The sequence below is a fragment of the Halomonas sp. LMYGS-3 genome (assembly GCF_059509875.1).
In genome coordinates this window covers 50,222-66,723 of the sequence record NZ_JCAKFQ010000002.1, presented here as the reverse complement: position 1 = coordinate 66,723, position 16,502 = coordinate 50,222, and the positions used below count along the sequence as shown (strand labels likewise).

Sequence of the window (16,502 nt, the reverse complement as noted above, 5' to 3'; positions counted from 1 at the left end):
TTTTTAGACAAAGCGTAGATAGCGGGGCGCCGCGTTCACTCCTCGCCGGAGGGCCGGGCCGCCTCGGCGTGTTGGGTCGCGGCATCCGCCGCCCGGTCGCTGCGCCGCTTGCGCTCGCGGCTGGGCGAATGCCCGAAGCGGTCGTGGTAGCACTTGGTGAAGTGCGGCGGCGAGACGAACCCGCACGCCAGCGCCACATCGGTGATCGGCATGTGGGTCTGGCGCAGCAGCAATCGCGCCCGCATCAGGCGCAGGTCCATGTAGTACTTCAGCGGCGGGCAGTCGACGTAGCGCTGGAACAACCGCTCCAATTGACGCCGCGACAGATCGGCGTAGCTCGCCAGTTCGTTCAGCGACAGCGGCTCCTGCAGATTCGCCTCCATCAGGGTGGCCACCTCCTCCAGCTTGGGATGGCTGTGCCCGAGCCGCACCCGCAGCGGGGTACGCTGGCGATCACCGACGTCCCGGATCCGCTCGTGGATGAACTCCTCGGCGATGGCCTCGGCCAGTGCCAGACCCTGCTGACGGGTGATGAGGGTGAGCATCATGTCCAGCGGCGAGATGCCGCCGGAGCAGGTGTAGCGATCCCGATCCATGACGAACAGCTGCGAGGTGAAGGTCACCTCGGGAAACATGCGCGCCTCGTGGATGCTCGAGATGTGCTCCCAGTGCAGAGTGCAGCGGTAGCCATTGAGCAGCCCCGCCTGGGCGAGCACGTAGCCGCCGGTGCACACCGCCCCCAGGGGAATGCGTCGTGCGGCCAGGCGACGCAGCCATCTCAGGATGTCGCGATCGCAGTGGTGCTGGACATCCACGCCACCGCACACCAGCACCAGGTCCAACGGCAGCCCATCCTCCAGGCCGTGGTCCACAGCGGTCTGTAGACCGCTGCTGGCACTCACCGGGGCGCCGTCCCGGCTCACCAGATGCCAGGTATAGAGCCGACGGTCGGCGAGATGGTTGGCCATCCGCAGGGGTTCCAGCGCCGAGGAGAAGGCGAGCTGGGAAAACCCCGGCACCAGCAGGAAGCCGATCTCGTAGTGGCCGTTCCCTGGTGTCGCAATGGACGACATCGCGTCTTCCTCCCGGAACCGAACTCTCACTTCGCTACTTTAACGACAGTCGATCCACGGCGATAGTTGCGCGCCCCGATAATGCACGCCATCGGGGCCGCGCGGTCGCGACAGGCCACACGCGCCGCCCCTTCGCCGACCAGGCCCGCTGTCTCATCGAGTGCGTGGTGTCGCTGTGGCCAAGTCCATTGACGTCAGCGAGCAAATCCAGCCGCGTCCGGACATGAATACTGGGCGTAATGCAATCCTCATGCGCTGATCGATGATTCAGGAGGCTTGGCGATGACCATCACCCCGCAAGCAGTCGGTCACGAACGCCCCGCGATGCCGGACAACCTGACGATCGCCCGTGGTGCCCGGCTCTGGCCGATCGAGGAGATCGCCCATCGCATGGGGGTGCCCGGCGAAGCCGTGGAACCCTACGGCCGGGGGGTGGCCAAGCTCGACCTCGGCGCCGCGGACGCCCTCGCGGGTCGACCGCGGGCACGCTACGTGGTGGTTTCGGCGATCACGCCCACCCCGCTCGGCGAGGGCAAGACCACCACCGCCATCGGCCTCGTCCAGGGCCTGCAGCGCCTCGGCCACGCCGCCACGGTCGCCATCCGTCAGCCCTCCATGGGGCCAACGCTGGGCATCAAGGGCGGCGCCGCCGGCGGCGGCTTCAGCCAGGTGGTGCCGATGGAGCGCATCAACCTGCACCTGACCGGCGACATCCATGCGGTCACCGCGGCCCACAACCTGCTCGCCGCGATGGTCGACAACCACCTCCACCACCGCGGCCATGTCGACCTGGAGCCGAAGAGCATCCGCTGGTCGCGGGTGATCGACATCAACGACCGCGCCCTGCGCCACATCGTCACGGGACTCGGCCCCCACGCCGACGGCGTCACCCGCCAGGGCGGCTTCGAGATCACCGCGGCCTCCGAGGTCATGGCGGTGCTCGCCCTGGCCGATTCCGTCGTGGACCTGCGGCGGCGCCTGGGACGCATGGTGGTGGGCTACAGCCGTTCCGGCGAGCCGGTCACCGCCGAGGAGATCGGCGCCGCCGGTGCCATGACCGTCCTGCTCAAGGAGGCGATCAAGCCCAACCTGCTGCAGACCCTGGAACATGCGCCGGCGCTCATTCATGCCGGGCCGTTCGGCAACATCGCCCACGGCAACTCCTCCATCGTCGCCGACCGGATCGGCATTCACGGCGGCGACTACCTCGTCACCGAGGCGGGCTTCGGCGCGGACATGGGCGCCGAACGCTTCTTCAACATCAAGTGCCGCGCCTCGGGGCTGACGCCGGACGCCGCGGTGCTGGTGGTCACGGTGCGGGCGCTGAAGTACCACTCCGGGCGCTACCCGGTGGTGCCCGGCAAGCCGCTCCCCGCCGCCATGCAGGCGGAAGGCGCCGAGGACGTGCGCGCCGGTGCCGCCAACCTGATCAAGCAGATCGACAACATCCGCGCCCACGGCGTCACGCCGGTGGTGGCGATCAATGCCTTTCCGTCGGACCACCCGAGCGAGCACGCCGCCATTCGCGACATCGCCGAGAGCGCCGGCGTCCGCGCCGTGGTCACGACCCATGTGCGCGACGGCGGCGCCGGCGCCGCCGAGCTGGCCCAGGCCGTTGCCGAGGCCGCCGAGGACGGCAGCGAGTTCCACTTCCTGTACCCCGACGACATGCCGCCGGACGCCAAGATCGAGCGCATCGCCTCTCGGCTCTACGGCGCCGCCGACGTCGCCTTCTCTCCCGAGGCCCGCCGCCAGCTCGATGCCTACCAGCAGCAGGGCCATGGTGGACTGCCGGTGTGCATCGCCAAGACCCACCTGTCGCTCTCCTCCGACCCGGCGCTGCTCGGTGCGCCCACCGGCTGGACCCTGCCGGTGCGCGAGGTGCGGCTCTCCGCCGGGGCCGGCTTCCTCTACGCCCTGTGCGGCGACATCCGCACCATGCCCGGCCTGGGCGCCGAGCCGGCCGCCGCCCGACTCGACATCGACGACAACGGCGAGATCATCGGGCTGTTCTGAACTCAGAGGCCGAGTCGGTCGCGGGTCGCGTAGTACCAGGCACCCAAGGCCGAGAGCGGTACCCGCAGCAGGCGGCCGCCGGGGAACGGCAGGTGGGGGATGCCGGCGAAGGCATCGAAGCGCTCGCCCTGGCCATGCATCACCTCGGCGATCAGCCGCCCGGCCAGGTGGGTGCAGGTGACCCCGTGGCCGGAATAGCCCTGGGCGTAGTAGACGTTGCCGTTGATCACCCCGAACTGTGGCAGGCGGTTGAGGGTCATCAGGAAGGTGCCGCTCCAGGCGTAGTCGATCCTCGCCTCGGCCAGCTGCGGGAAGGTCCTGAGCAGCTTGGGACGCACCACCGCCTCGATGTCGGCGGCATCGTCGCCGCCGTAGTTGACCCCGCCACCGTAGAGCAGGCGGTTGTCGGCGGTCAGTCGGTAGTAGTCGAGCAGGTAGTTGCAGTCCTCCACCGCCAGGCCGTTGGGGAGCAGTTCCCGGGCCAGCGCCTCGTCCAGGGGCTCGGTGGTGACGATCTGGGTGCCGCAGGGCATCGACTTGCCCTCGATCTCGGGCAGCACGCCCTGCAGGTAGGCATTGCCGGCCATCACCACCCGTTCGGCGCGCACCCGGCCGCCTGGCGTCGTCAGCACCACCGGCTCACCGTGGCTCACCTCGGTGACCGGCGACTGCTCGAAGATCCGCCCGCCCAGTGACTCGACCGCCGCGGCCTCGCCGAGCACCAGGTTGAGCGGGTGCAGGTGGCCGCCGGAGTGATCCACCAGGCCGCCCACGTAGCGCGCCGAATTCACCTCGCGCCGGAGTGCCTCGCCCTCGAGCAGCTCGAGCTCATGGTTGCCGTAGCGCTCCCACAGCGCCTTGTGCGCGCGCAGCCCCTCGAGCTGCCTGGCGTTGCAGGCGGCGAAGAGATTGCCGTCCTTGAGGTCGCAGGCGATGCCGTACTGCTCGATGCGGTGGCGAATGATCCGATTTCCTTCAAAGGCCATATCGCCGAGGGCACGGGCGGTATCCAGGCCGTACTTCGCCTCGATCACGTCCATGTCGCGGCTGTAGCTGTTGACGATCTGGCCGCCGTTGCGGCCCGAGGCGCCGAAGCCGACGCAGGAGGCCTCGAGCACCACCACCGACAGCCCCTGCTCGGCCAGGTGCAGGGCGGACGAGATGCCGGTGAAGCCGGCACCCACCACGCAGACGTCGCAGTCGATCTCGCCGCAGAGCGCCGGGCGCTCGGGGGCAGGGTTGGCCGTGGCCGCATACCAGGACGCCACGTGCTCCCGGGACGGGGTCTGGGTCATCGAATCTCCACTCCTCTGGGTCGAAGTCGGTCAGCTCAGTTGCCTTCCTGCGCCGTCGCCAGCGCCATGCGTCGCCGGGCCTCGCTGCGCCGCATCAGGTACCAGGCCAGGAAGGTGGCCAGCGACACCGCCAGGATGATCAGCGTCGCCAGCGCATTGATCTTGGGCGAGACCCCCATGCGCACCGAGGAGAACACCACCATGGGCAGGGTCGTGGCCCCGGGGCCGGAGACGAAGCTGGCGATCACCAGGTCGTCCAGCGACAGGGTGAAGGCCAGCAGCCACCCCGCCGCCAGCGCCGGGGCGATCACCGGCAGGGTGATCCGGAAGAAGGTTTTCACCGGCGGCGAGCCCAGGTCCAGGGCCGCCTCCTCGATGGAGCGGTCGACCTCGCGCAGCCGCGACGACACCACCACCGCCACGTAGGCACTGCAGAAGGTGGTGTGGGCGATCCAGATGGTGGCCATGCCGCGGTCCGCCGGCCAGCCGATGATCTGTGCCATCTGCACGAACAGCAGCAGCAACGACAGGCCGGTGATCACCTCGGGCATCACCAGCGGCGCGGTGACCATGCTGGCGAGCGCGGTCTTGCCGCGGAAGCGCGCGAACCTCACCATCACGAAGGCCGCCAGGGTGCCGAGGCAGACCGCCATGGACGCGGCGAAGAAGGCGATGCGCAGGCTGGTCCACACCGCCGCGAGGATCTGCCGGTCGCGCAGCAGCTCCAGGTACCAGTGGCCTGAGAAGCCGGCCCACACCGTCACCAGCCGCGACGAGTTGAAGGAGTAGATCACCAGGATCAGCATCGGCAGGTAGAGGAACACCAGGCCGACGATCAGCATCACGGTGGGAAACGAGGGACGGCGTGTCATGTCACTCCTCCAGTTCGCGGGACTGATAGCGATGGAACAGCGCGATGGGAACGATCAGCAGCGCCAGCATCACCATGGCCAGCGCCGAGGCCACCGGCCAGTCGCGGTTGTGGAAGAACTCCTCCCACAGCACCTTGCCGATCATCAGGGTGTTGGGGCCGCCGAGCAGCTCGGGGATCACGTACTCCCCCACCGCGGGAATGAACACCAGCATGGAGCCGGCGATGATGCCCCCCTTCGACAGCGGCAGGGTCACCCTGAGGAAGGTGTTCACCTTGCGCGAGCCGAGGTCCGAGGCGGCCTCGAGCAGCGAGACGTCGAGGCGAGTCAGGTTGGCGTAGAGCGGCAGGATCATGAACGGCAGGTAGGCGTAGACGATGCCCAGGATCACCGCGAAGTTGGTGTTCATCATGCGGATCGGCGCGTCGATCAGCCCGCTCCACAGCAGCAGGTTGTTGACCAGCCCGGTGTTGCTGAGGATGCCCATCCAGGCATAGACGCGGATCAGGAACGAGGTCCAGGAGGGCAGCATCACCAGCAGCAGCAGCACCAGCTGCCAGTGGGCCGGCGCCCGCGCCATGGCGTAGGCCATGGGGTAGCCGATCAGCAGGCAGAGCGCGGTGGCGAGCAGCGCGATCTTCACCGAGCCCCAGTAGGCGGCCACATAGAGCGAATCGGACATCAGGAAGAGGTAGTTGCCCAGGTTCAGGGCGATGTTCAGGGTCTCGGCGCTGAAGTCGATGAGGGCGCTGTAGGGCGGCACCGCGATCGCCGCCTCGGAGAGGCTGATCTTGAGCACGATGGCGAAAGGCAGCAGGAAGAACAGCGTCAGCCACAGCAGCGGCACGGCGATGACCCAGCCGCGGCGGGGCCGCAACAGCCGCCGCAGGCGCTGGACGGGGGTTGGCGTCATGATCGATCTCCCAGGGCGTCGGTCGGGCACGGCTCGGCCGTGCGCGCTCAGTCATGCAGGACGATGGCGCTGCGGTCGTCCCAGTGGATGAACACCGGATCGTCCCAGCTCGGCCGGTCGCCGCGGCGCTCGATGTTGGCCAGGCTGGCTTTGACCAGCTGGCCCGCCTCGGTACGCACGTAGTAGACCGATAGCCCGCCCAGGTAGGCGATGTCCTCCACCGTGCCGGCGGCCCAGTTGGTCTCGCCCTCGGGCCGGGTGCGGGAGAGCAGGGTCTTCTCGGGACGCACCGCCACCCAGATCCGGCGCTCGTCGGCCTGAGTGCTGATGCCGTGGCTGATGTAGATGCGCCGCCCCAGGTCCGGGCTGTCGATGAGGCAGTGGTCGGCCTCGTCGGCGACGATCTCTCCCTCGAACAGGTTCACGGTGCCGACGAACTCGGCCACCATGCGGCTCGCCGGGCTCTCGTAGACGTCCATCGGCGTGCCCACCTGGGCGATCCAGCCATCGGCCATGATCGCCACCCGGTCGGCCATGGTCATGGCCTCCTCCTGGTCGTGGGTGACCATGATGCAGGTCACGCCGACCCGTTCGAGGATCTGCACCACCTCGAGCTGCATCTCGGTGCGCAGCTTCTTGTCCAGCGCTCCCATGGGTTCGTCGAGCAGCAGCAGCTTGGGCCGCTTGGCCAGCGACCGGGCCAGGGCCACGCGCTGGCGCTGGCCGCCGGAGAGCTGGTGGGGCCGTCGCCTGGCGAAGGCCTCCATGTGCACCAGCCGGAGCATCTCGGCCACCCGGTCGGCGATCTCCGCCCTGGGCAGGCGATCCTGCTTGAGCCCGAAGGCGATGTTCTGCTCCACCGTCATGTGCGGGAAGAGTGCATAGGACTGGAACATCATGTTGATCGGCCGATCAAAGGGCGGCATGGCGGTGATGTCCTCGCCGTCGAGCAGGATCTGGCCGTCGCTCGGCTTCTCGAAGCCGGCCAGCATGCGCAGCAGGGTCGACTTGCCGGAGCCGGAGCCGCCCAGCAGCGCGAAGATCTCGCCCCGGCGGATCGACAGGTTGACGTCGTCCACCGCCAGCGCCTCGTCGAATCGCTTGCTGATGCGGCGTATTTCGACCAGGGCCTGGTCGTGGACGCGTCGGTTCACTGCCCGCTCCGGCCGGTCGGGCCGCGCCTGTGGCGCATCGCGTACCGGGTCCGGGAGCGGCGTCTGGGATGGCGTCATCGGGGGAGTCCTCCTGGCGGTCTCTCGGGAAGGGGCCGACCCTGGCGGGGCCGGCCGGGCCCGGCTCAGTGGCCGGACTTGACGCGGTTCCAGGTGCGGGTACGCACGCGCTGCACGGCGAGCGGCTTCTCCTCCGCGACATAGAGGTTGTCCATCACCGCCTGGTCCGGATAGACCGCCGGGTCGTTGAGGATCTCGGGGTCGAGGAACTCATTGGACGCGGCGTTGGGGTTGGCGTAGATCACGTACTCGGTGATGCCGGCGGCGATCTCGGGCTCGAGGATGAAGTTGATGAAGGCGTGGGCGTTGTCGGGATTCGGCGCGTCGGCGGGGATCGCCATCATGTCGAACCACAGCGCCGCGCCCTCCTTGGGAATCGAGTAGGTGATGGTGAAGTCGCGCCCGGCCTCCTCGGCCCGGTCGGCGGCCTGGAAGATGTCGCCGGAGTAACCCGCCGCCACGCAGATGTCGCCGTTGGCGAGATCCGAGATGTAGCGCGAGGAGTGGAAGTAGGTGATGTTGTCGCGCACCGCGGCGATCAGGTCGCCGGCCGCCTCAAGGTCCGCGGTCTCCTCCGAGAGCGGCGAGAGTCCCAGGTAGGCCATGGCCGGCGAGAGCATCTCGTCGCCGGAGTCGAGCATGGAGATGCCGCATCCCCCCTCGCGCAGGGCGGTGGTGACCTCGGGGTCGAAGATCAGCGCCCAGGAGTCCACCGGCGCATCGTCGCCGAGGATCGCCAGTACCCGTTCCTCGATGTAGCCGATGCCGTTGGTGCCCCACATGTAGGGCACCGAGTAGCGGCTGCCAGGGTCGACGGACTCGAGGTCGTCCATCAGATCCGGATTGAGGTTGGCCATGTTGGGCAGCTTGTCGTGGTCGAGCTCGAGGTAGACCCCGGCGCTGATCTGGCGGGTCAGGTAGTGGTTGGAGGGCACTACCACGTCGTACCCGGAACGCCCCGAGAGCAGCGCAGCCTCGAGCACCTCGTTGCTGTCGTAGACGTCGTAGATCACCTCGATGCCAGTGGCCTCGGTGAATTTCTCGAGGGTGTCCTCGGCGATGTAGTCGGACCAGTTGTAGACCCGGACCTCGTTGGCCTGAGCGGTCCCGGCGACCATCGTCAGGGTGGCGGCGGCCACGGCCAAAGGGAGTCGTTGCATGCGCATCATCACTGTTCACCTCTCCGAAGTTTCTTGTTATCGGCCCACCACCCGCGCGGCGACCAACACCTCCCCAGCGTCATCACCGTGTCAGCCACCGGCTTCAACGCTGGGCACGGACGACACCCACCGTGCCGCCGACCTGCTCTATCGACTCGACGCCTCAGACACTCAGCAGCAGGAACTCCCGCTCCCAGGAACTGATCACGCGCTTGAAATTCTCGTTCTCCACCCGTTTCACCGCCACATAGCCGGTGACGAACTTGCTGCCCAGGTAGGTCTCCAGTTCGGCGCAGTGTTCCATGCGCTCGAGTGCCATCTCCAGGGTGAAGGGCAGGCGCAGGTTGCGCCGCTCGAAGGCCCGCCCCTGCACCGGCGCCGAGGGATTGACCCGCTGCATCATGCCGATGTAGCCGCACAGCAGGCTCCCCGCGATCGCCAGGTAGGCATTGGCATCGGCGCCCGGCAGGCGGTTCTCCACCCGACGGTTCAGGGGGGTGGAATCGGGGACCCGCAGCCCGCAGGTGCGGTTCTCCTCGCCCCACTCCACGTTCACCGGTGCCGAGGTGTCGGGCAGGAAGCGGCGGAAGGAGTTGACGTTGGGCGCCATCAGCGGCAGCGCCTCGGGGATGTACTTCTGCAATCCGCCGATATGGTGCAGGAACAGCTGGCTCATGGTGCCGTCATCGTTGGAGAAGACGCTGCGTCCGCTCTCCACGTCGAGCACGCTCTGGTGGATATGCATGGCGCTGCCCGGCTCGTTGGTCACCGGCTTGGCCATGAAGGTTGCGGCCACGTCGTGCTTGAGCGCCGCTTCACGCATGGTGCGCTTGAACAGGAACACCTGGTCGGCCAGGGAGAGCGGGTCGCCGTGACGGAAGTTGATCTCCATCTGGGCGGTGCCCTCCTCGTGGATCAGGGTATCGATGTCGAGCCCCTGGGCCTCGCACCAGTCGTACATGTCCTCGAACAGCGGATCGAACTCGTTGGCCGCGTCGATCGAGAACGACTGGCGACCGGTCTCCTGGCGGCCGCTGCGACCGATGGGTGGCTGCAGCGGCAGGTCCGGATCCTCACAGCGCTTGGTCAGGTAGAACTCCATCTCCGGCGCCACCACCGGCTTCCAGCCCTGCTCGGCGTAGAGCGCCAGCACCTTCTTGAGCTGGTTGCGTGCCGAGAGCTCGATGGGGTTGCCCATCTTGTCGTAGCAGTCGTGGATCACCTGGGCGGTGGGCTCCAGTGCCCAGGGCACCGGGTAAGCGGCGGCCGAATCCGGCTTGCAGATCATGTCGATGTCGGCGGGGTCGAGCAGCGAGTAGTAGATGTCGTCCTCGACGTAGTCACCGGTCACCGATTGCAGCAGCACGCTCTCGGGCAGGCGCATGCCCTTCTCGGCGACGAACTTGGAGACCGGGGTGATCTTGCCGCGGGCGATACCGGTGATGTCGCTGACCAGGCACTCCACCTCGGTGATGCGTCGCTCCTTGAGCCAGCTTTCCAGGTCTTTCATGGGAACCTCGTGTCATGCCCGGGTCGGGCGCGTTCGTTGCCTCGGGATCGCTCAGAGTCGATCGCGCAACTTGTAGAAGGCGGTGGCCAGCAGCAACAGTGGCATGCGCAGCCGCTCCCCACCGGGGAAGCGCCGGTGCGGCATGGCGGCGAAGACATCGAAGCGCTCGCTCTGCCCGGCCACGGACTCGGCCATCAGCTTGCCGGCCAGTCCCGCCAGCGCCATGCCGTGGCCGGAGTAGCCCTGGGCATAATAGAGATTGTCGCCCACGCGGCCGAAGTCCGGCGCCCGGTTGAGGGTGATCGCCACCTCGCCGCCCCAGCGATAGTCGATGTGCACACCGCGCAGCGCCGGGAAGAGACGCGCGATCTTGGCGTCCATGCGGGCCGGCAGCCCCCGCGGCTCGCGGCCGGTGTAGCTCACCTCGCCGCCGTAGATCAAGCGCCGGTCGGCGGAGAGGCGGTAGTAGTCGAGGACGAAGTTGGCGTCGGACAGGGCATCGTTCTTCGGCAGAACCTGAGCGGCCCGCTCGGCAGACAGCGGCTCGGTGGCGATGATGTAGTTGGCCGCACGCATGATGCGCCCGGAGAATTCGGGGACCAGGCCGCTCAGGAAGGCGTTGGTGCCCATCACCACGAAGTCGGCCGTCACCCGTCCCCCCGGGGTGACGACGACGGCGGGATGGCCGCGACGCACCTCGACCGCGGGGCTGCCTTCATGGAGGGTCGCGCCGGCCTCGCGGGCGGCCCGGGCCAGGCCCAGGGTGTAGTTGAGCGGGTGCAGATGCCCGCCCTCGCCCTCGAACAGCGCCCCGGGATAGGCCTCGGTGACCACATGCTCGCGCAGGGCGTCGCCCTCGAGCCAGGCGAGCGCCTCGTAGCCGTAGTCCCGGGCCAGGCGGTCGCGAAAGGCCAGGAGCTCGCGGACGTGGCGCGGCTTGACCGCGGCGTGCAGGTATCCCCAGGCGAGCTCGCAGGGAATGGCATGGCGCTCGATCCGCTCGGCGGTCAGCCGCACCGCCTCGCGGCTCATCTCCCAGACCTCCCGGGCGCGCTCGATGCCCAGTGCCCGTTCCACGGTGGCGATATCGGTGCCGAGCCCCGGCAGGATCTGCCCACCGCTGCGCCCGGAGGCGCCATGACCGATCTCGGCGGCCTCCAGCAACACCACCGAGTAGCCGCGCTCGGCCAGGTGGAGGGCCGCCGAGCAGCCGGTGACGCCACCGCCGATCACGCAGACATCGGCGCGCACCTCGCCGGCCAGTGCCGGACAGGGGCCGAGGTCGACGGCGACGGAGTCGCGGTACCAGGAAGCGGCTCGTGGGGACGCGGGGAACATGGAAGGAACCTGTGCCGTCATGCGCGCAGCGCTCGTTGTTATTCGTGATGCCCCAGTTTGACACCAGCCGACCCTGGAATGTCAAGTATTCAATAACAACACCCACCAATGACGGGACATCCATCTCGCCCACTGGATGCGCCACCTCCTCGACAGATCACCCTGAAAAGAGGGAAAAAGGCCCTGAAAGGTGGTCACCGGCACGCAGAACGAGTGGCCATGGCGTCAAGAATAGCCCATCAATGAGGCATGAGCGCCTTCAGCCACAGACCGGGCAAGCCGGGTCCTTCGGTACCCGGAAGTGACGCCACTGGCCGGTCAGGCCGTCGAAGGTGGAGAGTCCCCGATGGGGGGTGCCGGCACCGCTGAGCAGCTTGATCGCCTCGAGCGCCTGGAAGCTGCCGATCAGTCCCACCAGGGGCGACACCACGCCGCTCTCGGCACAGGAGAGGACCTCGTCACCCTCCCCGCTCTCTCCTCCCCCTGGCGGGTAGAGGCAGGCGTAGCAGGGACTCTCGGCATCCCGCGGGTCGAAGACGGCGAGCTGCCCGGAGAAGCGGATCGCCGCGCCCGACACCAGTGGCACCCCGGCGACCCGGCAGGCGGCATTGATGGCGTAACGGCTCGAGAAGCGATCGGTACAGTCGAGCACCACGTCGGCCTCACGCACCGCTCGCCCCAGCGCCTCGCCCTCCAGGTGCGAGGTCAGGGTGACGATCTCGCAGCCCGGGTTGAGCGCCAGCGCCGCCTCCCGGGCCGACGCGGCCTTGTTGCGACCGATGTCGGCCTGGCCGTGGGCGATCTGGCGCTGCAGGTTGGAGAGCTCGACCTCGTCGGCGTCGGCCAGGGCCAATCGCCCCACCCCGGCGGCGGCGAGATAGAGCGCCACCGGCGAGCCGAGCCCGCCGGCGCCGACCACCAGGGCGCGACCGGCGAGCAGCCGTTCCTGACCGGCGATGTCGAGCTGTTCGAGCATGATCTGGCGGCTGTAGCGCAGCAGGGCGTCGTCATTCATGGGCATGGTGGATCACTGGTCCTCGAACTCGTCGATGTCGGGCACATGGAGCGAGAAGTCCTCCTTGACCTCCTCCATCACCACATAGCTCTTCGACTCCTTGACCCCGGGCAGGGTCAGCACCACATCGCCGAGCAACTGGCGATAGGCGGACATCTCGGGGATGCGGCACTTGAGAATGTAGTCGAACTGCCCCGAGACCAGGTGGCACTCCTGGATCTGTGGCAGCTTGGCCACGGCCCGGCGGAACTCGTCGAACACCGCCGGCGACTGGGTCTCGAGACTGATCTCGACGAACACCAGCAGATTGGCCTTGAGCGCCCGGGGATCGAGCACCGCCTTGTAGCCACGAATGATCCCCGCCCGCTCGAGGCGCTTGACGCGCTCCAGGCAGGGCGTGGTGGAGAGCCCCACCTGGGAGGCCAGGTCGACATAGGAGATACGGGCGTTCTCCTGCAGGCAACGCAGGATCTTGAGGTCGATGCGGTCGAGCGAGCGGGTCTTGGCTTTCATGGTCGTGTAGGTACGCCGGTCGAGGGTGGCTGGAGACGCCGCCATGGCAGACGAATCGACTGAAAATCACCATGCCGATGGCGACTCTCTGGTGTTCGGTCACGAAATCATGGCGGCATCTGGAATTTTTTCCTGCCACCAGATGTACCACAGGGGACCGCGCGGCTCCAGTGCCGTTGCCTCAACGTCGGGCATGGCGATACCGCCCCACCCCGACCCGCTCATGGCCGGCCAGATCGCGGCGACTCTCCACCTCATCATAGCCCGTGGCGGCGAGCGCTTGGCGCACCGCCGCGGCCTGCTCGAAGCCGTGCTCGAGCAGCAGCCAGCCCCCCGGTGCGAGGTGATCCCGGGCCTCGCGCACCAGGTGGAGGAGATCGGCCATGCCCTGCTCCCCGGCCACCAGCGCGCGGCGGGGCTCGAAGCGCACGTCGCCCTCGCTCAAATGCGGGTCGTCGGCGGCGATGTAGGGGGGGTTGGCGACGATCAGCTCGAACGCCTCGCCGGCGAGGGCAGCGAACCAGTCGCTCTCGCGGAACTCGGCACTGGCGAGGCCCAGCCGCTCGGCATTGCGTCGGGCCAATGCCACCGCGATCGGCTCCCGGTCGACGCCCAGCACCCGCCAGCCGGGGCGCTCGCTGGCGAAGGCCAGGGCGATGGCGCCGGTGCCGGTGCCGAGGTCGAGCAGCCGCCCTCGCGGCGCCTCGGCCCGCGCGAGGGCCGCCTCGACCAGGACTTCGGTGTCCGGGCGCGGGATCAGGGTGCTGGGGTCGGTGGCGAGTGCCAGGCCCCAGAATTCACGCTCGCCAGTGAGGTAGGCCACCGGCCGGCCGCCGGCACGGGCCGCGAGGAGCGCCTCGAAGCGGGCCCGCTCGACCCCCGTTGCCTCGCGGTCGCCCCAGGTGTAGAGCCAGGTGCGGTCGACCCCCAGCACATGGCACAGCAGCACCTCGGCATCGAGGCGCGCGCTCGGTGAGCCGGCACGCGCCAGCCGCGCCGTCGCCCGGGCCAGCAGGGCATCGAGCCGCACTATTCCTCCCTGCACATCAGGCCTCCTGCTGCAGGGCGGCGAGCTGCTCGGCCTGGTATTCATGGATCAAGGGCTCGATCACCTCGTCGAGCTGCTCGCCGCTGATCACCTCACCGAGCTTGTAGAGGGTGAGGTTGATGCGGTGGTCGGTGATCCGCCCCTGGGGGAAGTTGTAGGTGCGGATGCGCTCGCTGCGATCGCCCGAGCCGACCAGGCTGCGCCGGGCATCGGCCTGCGCCTGGCGACGGCTCGCCACGGCGCTCTGTCGGAGCCGCGCGGCGAGCAGCGACATCGCCTTGGCGCGGTTCTTGTGCTGGCTGCGCTCCTCCTGGCACTCCACCACCACCCCGCTGGGCAGGTGGGTGATGCGGATGGCGGAGTCGGTGGTGTTGACGTGCTGGCCGCCGGCCCCGCTGGAGCGAAAGGTATCCACCCGCAGGTCGCCGGGGTTGATGTCGATGTCACCCACCTCGTCGGCCTCGGGCATCACCGCCACGGTACAGGCCGAGGTGTGGATGCGCCCCTGGGACTCGGTGGCCGGCACCCGCTGCACACGGTGGGCGCCGGACTCGAACTTGAGCCGCGCATAGACCCCCTCGCCCTTGACCCGGGTGATGATCTCCTTGTACCCGCCCTGCTCGCCGTGGCTGGCGCTGACCACCTCGACCCGCCAGCCGCGCTTCTCGGCGTAGCGGGAATACATGCGAAAGAGATCGCCGGCGAACAGCGCCGCCTCGTCGCCGCCGGTGCCGGCCCGCACCTCGAGAAAGACGTTGCGCCGGTCGTCGGGGTCCTTGGGCACCAGCAGCTGCTTGAGCCGCACCTCCATGGCCGCGAGGCGCTCGCGCCCCTCGGCCAGTTCCAGTTCCGCCAGCTCGCGCATCTCGGCATCGCTGTCGCCGGTGAACTGCTCGGCCGACGCGATGTCTCCCTCGATGGCACGATATTCGCGCCATGCGTCCACCAGTGCCTCGAGTTCGGCATATTCGCGGGAGTAGTCGCGGAAGCGGGCCTGATCGCCGATCACCTCGGGCTCCGCCAGCAGGGCGGCGAGCTCCTCGAATCGCTCGGCGAAGGCGTCGAGGCGCTGACGCAGGGAAGCTTTCATGGGCAGTCCTATCGGGTCTTGTCGGATGAGCCGTCGAGCAGCAGTGCCGTGGCGGCATCGAGCAGGTCGTGACGCTCGGCGGAGGCCGCCTCGCGCAGCGCCACGGTGGGACGGTGCAGCAGGCGGTTGGTCAACTGATGGGCAAGGCGTCGCACCACCGCCTCGGGATCCTCGCCGCGGGCCAGGCGGGCCAGCGCCTGCTGCTCGGAGAGTTCGCGCAGTGCCTCGGCCCGGGTGCGGTAGTCGCGGATCAGTTCGCCGCCGCTGCGGATACGCCGTTCGTGCTGCCAGACGCCCACGCCGTGCTCGATCAGCGACTCGGCCTGGTCGGCGGCCACCTGGCGATGGCGGCGATTCTCCTCGATCACCTCCTCGAGGTCATCGACGGTATAGAGGAAGACGTCGCCGAGTTCGCCCACCTCGGGCTCGATGTCCCGGGGCACGGCGATGTCGACCATGAAGATCGGCCGGTGGCGGCGCTTCTTCAGCGCCCGCTCCACCATGCCTTTGCCGAGGATGGGCAGCGGTGCGGCGGTGGAGGAGATGACGATGTCGGACTGCTCCAGCGCCACGGGGATCTCGTCCAGGGTGATCGCCTTGCCGCCCAGGGCGCCGGCCAGGCGGTCGGCGCGCTCGCGGGTACGATTGGCCACGGTAAGCTGACGCACCCCGGCCTCGAAGAGATGGCGCGCCACCAGCTCGATGGTCTCGCCGGCCCCGATCAGCAGTGCCTTCGAGCGGGAGAAGTCGTCGAAGATGCGGCTCGCCAGGCTGACGGCGGCATAGGCGACCGAAACCGGGTTGCGGCCGATTCCGGTCTCGGTACGCACCTGCTTGGCCACGGCGAAGGTGTGCTGGAAGAGTCGTTCGAGTTCTCCGCCCAGCCCCTTGGCCTCGCGCGCGCTCTGGTAGGCATCCTTGAGCTGACCCAGTATCTGCGGCTCGCCGAGCACCATGGAGTCGAGGCCCACCGCCACCCGCATCAGGTGGCGGGCGGCGTCGTTGTCGAGGTAGTGATAGGCGCAGCGCGACAGGTCCTCCACCGGGAGGCCATGGAAACGGCCCAACCAGTCGAGAATCGCCTGCTCGCCGCTGGCGTCGGTGATGCAGTAGAGCTCGGTGCGGTTGCAGGTGGAGAGCACCGCTGCCTCGCGCACCTCGGGCAGGCCGCGCAGTTCGCCGAGCGCCGACGCCAGTTGCGTGGGCGTGAAGGCGACCTGTTCGCGCACCTCCACGGTCGCGGTCCGGTGATTGATTCCAAGGGCAAGCAGCGTCATGCGTTCGGCGTCTTCGCTAGTTCTTCCGGCGGTGCGGGTCCAACCCCATTCGAGGCGCATGATTCTAACACAGGCCGGACGCCACGAGCGCCATGAGCGTCGCGACGACCTTTGCCCCGGCCAGCCAAGCCGTTATGCTGGCGGCTCGGC

General features: G+C 68.4%; 14 protein-coding genes. 1 reads left to right on the top strand and 13 read right to left on the bottom strand.

The window, feature by feature from the left end; genetic code table 11:
* Positions 1-35: 35 nt before the first annotated feature.
* Positions 36-1,073 carry a GlxA family transcriptional regulator gene (locus AC5W54_RS02525; RefSeq protein WP_495960489.1) on the bottom strand — a complete coding sequence of 346 codons (1,038 nt, stop codon included), beginning with the start codon at positions 1,071-1,073 and terminating at the stop codon, positions 36-38.
* Between the two features lie 282 nt (positions 1,074-1,355).
* On the opposite strand from AC5W54_RS02525, the gene AC5W54_RS02520 reads away from it, so the two are divergent.
* Entirely contained in the window at positions 1,356-3,089 is a 1,734-nt protein-coding gene (locus AC5W54_RS02520) for a formate--tetrahydrofolate ligase (protein WP_495960488.1), read from the top strand.
* Positions 3,090-3,091: 2 nt separating this feature from the next.
* On the opposite strand, the gene AC5W54_RS02515 is transcribed toward AC5W54_RS02520, so the two are convergent.
* The 12 genes from AC5W54_RS02515 to hemA form a co-directional block, all read right to left on the bottom strand.
* Entirely contained in the window at positions 3,092-4,384 is a 1,293-nt protein-coding gene (locus AC5W54_RS02515) for an NAD(P)/FAD-dependent oxidoreductase (RefSeq protein WP_495960487.1), read from the bottom strand.
* A gap of 35 nt (positions 4,385-4,419) precedes the next feature.
* Positions 4,420-5,256, bottom strand: coding sequence for an ABC transporter permease subunit (locus AC5W54_RS02510; RefSeq protein WP_495960486.1), 837 nt, complete (start codon positions 5,254-5,256; stop codon positions 4,420-4,422).
* 1 nt (position 5,257) lies between these two features.
* Complete coding sequence (locus AC5W54_RS02505; RefSeq protein ID WP_495960485.1) at positions 5,258-6,169, bottom strand: ABC transporter permease subunit; 912 nt, start codon at positions 6,167-6,169, stop codon at positions 5,258-5,260.
* A gap of 47 nt (positions 6,170-6,216) precedes the next feature.
* Positions 6,217-7,401 carry a polyamine ABC transporter ATP-binding protein gene (potA, locus tag AC5W54_RS02500; RefSeq protein WP_495960484.1) on the bottom strand — a complete coding sequence of 395 codons (1,185 nt, stop codon included), beginning with the start codon at positions 7,399-7,401 and terminating at the stop codon, positions 6,217-6,219.
* 65 nt (positions 7,402-7,466) lie between these two features.
* Positions 7,467-8,567: a polyamine ABC transporter substrate-binding protein gene (locus AC5W54_RS02495; protein ID WP_495960692.1), complete on the bottom strand. Its 1,101-nt coding sequence runs from the start codon at positions 8,565-8,567 to the stop codon at positions 7,467-7,469.
* Between the two features lie 157 nt (positions 8,568-8,724).
* Positions 8,725-10,071, bottom strand: coding sequence for a glutamine synthetase family protein (locus tag AC5W54_RS02490; protein WP_495960483.1), 1,347 nt, complete (start codon positions 10,069-10,071; stop codon positions 8,725-8,727).
* A 51-nt stretch (positions 10,072-10,122) separates the two neighbouring features.
* On the bottom strand, positions 10,123-11,409 hold the full coding sequence (locus tag AC5W54_RS02485; protein WP_495960482.1) for an NAD(P)/FAD-dependent oxidoreductase: 1,287 nt from the start codon (positions 11,407-11,409) through the stop codon (positions 10,123-10,125).
* Between the two features lie 259 nt (positions 11,410-11,668).
* Positions 11,669-12,424 carry a HesA/MoeB/ThiF family protein gene (locus tag AC5W54_RS02480; protein ID WP_495960691.1) on the bottom strand — a complete coding sequence of 252 codons (756 nt, stop codon included), beginning with the start codon at positions 12,422-12,424 and terminating at the stop codon, positions 11,669-11,671.
* 12 nt (positions 12,425-12,436) lie between these two features.
* Positions 12,437-12,937, bottom strand: a complete 501-nt coding sequence (locus tag AC5W54_RS02475) for an Lrp/AsnC ligand binding domain-containing protein (RefSeq protein WP_495960690.1) — start codon at positions 12,935-12,937, stop codon at positions 12,437-12,439.
* 181 nt (positions 12,938-13,118) lie between these two features.
* Entirely contained in the window at positions 13,119-13,967 is an 849-nt protein-coding gene (gene prmC, locus AC5W54_RS02470; protein WP_495960689.1) for a peptide chain release factor N(5)-glutamine methyltransferase, read from the bottom strand.
* A gap of 16 nt (positions 13,968-13,983) precedes the next feature.
* Positions 13,984-15,075 (bottom strand): peptide chain release factor 1, encoded by a 1,092-nt coding sequence (gene prfA / locus AC5W54_RS02465; protein ID WP_495960481.1) that lies wholly within the window; start codon positions 15,073-15,075, stop codon positions 13,984-13,986.
* Positions 15,076-15,083: 8 nt separating this feature from the next.
* Positions 15,084-16,352, bottom strand: a complete 1,269-nt coding sequence (gene hemA / locus AC5W54_RS02460; RefSeq protein ID WP_495960480.1) for a glutamyl-tRNA reductase — start codon at positions 16,350-16,352, stop codon at positions 15,084-15,086.
* Positions 16,353-16,502 lie beyond the last annotated feature (150 nt).